4 protein-coding genes are annotated in these 4,205 nt (G+C 51.4%); all 4 read left to right on the top strand.

Annotated features, from left to right (window positions below; translation table 11 throughout):
* On the top strand, positions 1–835 hold an 835-nt coding region (gene mltG / locus OB13_RS15570; protein ID WP_461491097.1), incomplete at its 5' end, for an endolytic transglycosylase MltG.
* A 124-nt stretch (positions 836–959) separates the two neighbouring features.
* Positions 960–1,373, top strand: coding sequence for an acyl-CoA thioesterase (locus tag OB13_RS15565; protein ID WP_461491096.1), 414 nt, complete (start codon positions 960–962; stop codon positions 1,371–1,373).
* A complete protein-coding gene (locus OB13_RS15560) occupies positions 1,370–2,344 on the top strand; it encodes a YihY/virulence factor BrkB family protein (protein ID WP_461491095.1) in 975 nt (324 codons plus the stop codon). Before OB13_RS15565 ends, OB13_RS15560 begins: the two co-directional genes overlap by 4 nt.
* Positions 2,345–2,444: 100 nt before the next feature.
* Positions 2,445–4,205, top strand: a 1,761-nt coding sequence (locus tag OB13_RS15555) for a DUF4153 domain-containing protein (RefSeq protein ID WP_461491094.1), incomplete at its 3' end; no start/stop codon positions are given.

Genomic DNA, 4,205 nt, shown 5'->3' with positions numbered 1-4,205 from the left:
ACTGTCGCTGCGCTTTATGGCCAAACTGATGGACTACGATGAGCTCGTGAAGCCGGGCCGCTACAAAATAGAAAATGGCTGGAACAACCGCCAGCTGATCGGGGTGCTGCGACTGGGCGAGCAGACGCCTGTTAAACTGACCTTCACCAACATCCGGCTGCGCAACCAATTGGCCGAGCGACTGGCCACAGCAGTAGAGCCATCGCCAGAGGAGCTCGACAGCCTGCTCAACGATCCGGTATACCTTAAAACGCTGGGATTCGATACCACTACCATCGTAAGCATGTTCATTCCGAATACCTACGAAGTATACTGGACGACCACGGCCAAAGAGCTGGTAGAACGCATGAAAACCGAGTACGACCGGTTCTGGACAGCAGAGCGCAAGGCGAAGGCCGCGCAACTAGGTCTGTCGCAGCAGGAAGTCTCTACACTGGCCTCTATCGTGCAGGCCGAGACGATCAAGAACGATGAAAAGCCACGCGTAGCGGGCGTATACCTGAACCGCTTGCAGAAAGGTATACTGCTGCAGGCCGACCCCACAGTCGTGTTTGCAGTTAGAGACTTCAACATCCGGCGGGTACTCAACGTGCACCTGCAACACGATTCCCCTTATAATACTTACCGGTATGCAGGCTTGCCTCCGGGCCCTATCAATGTGCCGGACATATCGAGTATAGACGCCGTCCTGAATCCGGAGCAGCACAACTACATCTATTTCTGTGCGAAGGAAGACTTCTCGGGCTACCACAGCTTCGCGGTGACGCACGCTGAGCACATGGCCAACGCCCGCCGCTACCAGAAAGCCCTGACGGAAAGGAATATTTTGAAATAATTGCTGATTGTTAATTGATAATTGTTTTTTTCTCTTGATTTGCCACATGGTATAAGTATTGTGTGAAAATCACTGAGAGAGCAATCATTGTCCAACAATCAACAACCAACAATCAACAATTAAAATGTTCGAATCAGAAGTACAGATACGCGTGCGTTACGCCGAAACCGACCAGATGGGCTATGTATACTATGGCAACTATGCAGCTTACTATGAGGTAGCCCGTACGGAGGTTTTCCGGAAACTGGGTATTCATTACAAGGAGATGGAGGCAACTGGTACCATGATGCCCGTGCTGGAGCTCAAATGCAAGTATATCCGCCCCGCCAAGTACGACGATCTGCTCACGATCAGGCTTCAGGTGAAGCACAAGCCGCACGGCACACGTATAAAGTTTGAGTACGAAGTATACAACGAGGAGCAAACACTCTTGAATATAGGCGAAACAACCATGGTATTTGTAGATATGAAGTCAGGGCGGCCCACGGCTATACCTGAACTGATTCACCGGAAGTTGGACGCATATTATAGCGAATGAAGCTAAACCAGCAATATCTGAAGCGCCGCCGGGCGTACCGGAAGTTTATCGTTTTCATGAAGAGGTGGCGTTTCAACGACGGCCGGTCTTCGGTCTACGATGTAGCCGACGTGCTGATCGGAGAGCTTCGGCTGGATTCTATTACCAAACGTGGTTCTTATATGGCTTTTAACTTTACGCTGGCCATATTTCCGACCATCATTTTCCTCTTCACCCTTATACCTTACATCCCTAGCATACTGTCGCTCGACCTGGGCGAGAGCATACTGAGTTTTCTCTCCGATTTTCTGCCGGAAGAGATGTACTCCGCCGCCTACGACACGATCGATGATATTGTGAACAAACCCCGGGGAGGCTTGCTGTCTTTTGGTTTTTTGTTTGCCCTGATACTTTCTACCAATGGCATTATGTCGCTGATGGATGCCTTCGACAAAAAGTACCATACCTTTTATAAACGGCCTTACTTCAAAAAGCGCCTCATTGCCACCATCCTGACGTTTGCCTTATCCTTCATCCTTTTACTGGCGGTGGCAGCCATCTTCTTCGGGCAGTGGATACTGGATATACTGGTGTTCTATGAGGTCGTGACCGAGTCCTATACCTATACCCTGATCGTGATCCTCAAGTATGTGGCCATTATCCTGCTCTTTTTGCTGGCTACTTCGCTCATCTATTATTATGTGCCGGCCATCGAGGATAAATGGCCATTCTTCTCGGCGGGCGCCGTGGTGGCCACCGTATTGATTTTCCTGGTGTCCATGATCTTCTCGCTCTACATCAGCGCTTTCGATACCTATAACAAATTCTACGGCTCCATCGGAGCCCTGATCGGTTTGATGATCTGGCTCGATTTTGTATCCATGATTCTCATACTGGGCTTTGAGATCAATGTCAGTATAGATACCGTCACCAAGCGCCTTACCCCCAAAACTGCCAAGAATCTGACACAGCCCAAATCTGCTGCCGCCTGATAATCGGCTGGGGTAGAAGCTAATCCTGCTTTATTTGCTATATTTCCACTGCCGCAGCAGCTACTGGTGCAATTGTGGTATATACAGATCGTCAGGCGCTATGGCTTTTCTCAAAAACATCTCGCTGCAGCAACTCTTCCGGGGGGCAGCTACTACTTTTCTGAAATACCCGCTGATGCTATTGTCTGCCTTTATAGGCACCTGGGCGGCTATCGATAACATAGATGTACCGCATGAGCAGCGGCAAACCTATACCTACCTGCTAAAGCTGGTGCAGGTATCGGCGCTGGGGTTGATCCTGTTTTTTGTGCTGGAGCTGGTTAGCCGAAGGTATACGTTCTCCTTGCTGCAGCGGGCGCTTTGCTGGACTGCGGGAGTTGCCTTCCTGGTGGTGTATTACCTGCTGCTGCCCTCCGAGCTAGAGGCGAAACAGGTGATGCGTTTTCTGCTGCTGGCCCTGCTGCTGCACCTGGTTGCTTCTTACGCCATGTTCTTCAACAGACGGGAAGAAAATGCTTTCTGGCAGTTCAATAAGTCGCTTTTTCTGCGCATTCTCACCTCAGGGCTTTATGCGGCAGTGCTTTTTATCGGTCTTTCGCTGGCCGTGCTGGCCGTCGACAATCTGTTTGATGTAGAGGTAAAACCAACACTCTACCCGAAGCTGTGGCTATTGCTGGTGGGGGTGTTCAATACCTGGTTTTTTCTGGCCGGTGTACCGGAGGACGTGGAGGAACTCGAGCAGAACGATACGTATCCCAAAGGGCTGAAGGTCTTCACACAATTTGTGCTGCTGCCACTGGTCACGCTATACCTGGTGATCCTATACCTGTACTTTGGCAAAATCGTGCTGGCCTGGGACTGGCCCAAAGGCTGGGTGTCGGTGCTGGTACTGTGCTTTTCGATTGCCGGTATTTTGTCTTTGCTGCTCATTCACCCCATCCGTTATACCGAAGGCAACGCCTGGATACGCACCTTCAGCCGGTGGTTTTTCAGGGCGCTTTTCCCGCTCATCATCCTGCTCATGCTGGCCATCTGGCGGCGGGTATCTGAATACGGCATTACCGAAGAACGCTACTTTGTGCTGGTGCTGGCCCTGTGGCTGTTCTGTACAGCGCTTTATTTTTTGTCCAGCCGCCAGAAGAACATCAAGTTTGTTCCGGTTACGCTTAGCTTGGTAGCTTTGGTGTCTGCTGTGGGCCCTTTCAGTGCTTTCCGGATGTCGGAGCGAAGCCAGTTGGGCAGACTGAAAGGTATACTGGAGCAGCAAGGCCTTCTGGTAGGTGGCAAGATCATCCCTGCTTCGCAGAACATAGAGGGCAAGGCAGAGAAGGAGATTAGCTCCATCGTGCATTACCTGGATGAAGTGCACGGTCTGGAAAGTATAAAGCCCTGGTTCCGTGTGGACGTGGATTCTGCCCTGGCACGACATCAGGAGACCTTGAAAGTGCAGCGGATCTATGACCGTAATGATGCGGTGGTAGTGATGGAACTGATGGGGCTGGATGACCGGCAGGAATCGTACATGGGAGGCAACCTCATTTATTTTAATACGGCAGAGTCCCGGCAGCAGGAGGTATGGCACGTGAGCGGCTACGACTATATGCTCAACTTTCATGTCGGGGCAGAAAAGATGAGCCGGGACCAACCTGTTATACCTGATCAGTTCAGGCTGGGCCAAGATTCGCTCCGGGTAGAATACCAGCCAGAGCGGGCAGGGCAGGAGGAAGCGCTACGGTTTGCCTATTCGGGCGATACGGTGGTGCTGGTCTTGCAACCGCTCCTCAGCAGGCTGAGAGAGCTGGGGCGAAATGAACTGACACAGGAAGAGATGACGCAGCACCTGAAAGGGCAGAAGTACTCG

The organism is Pontibacter sp. HJ8, from assembly GCF_054824225.1.
Note: the sequence above shows the minus strand (reverse complement) of the source record. Positions and strands in the feature narration are given on the sequence as shown.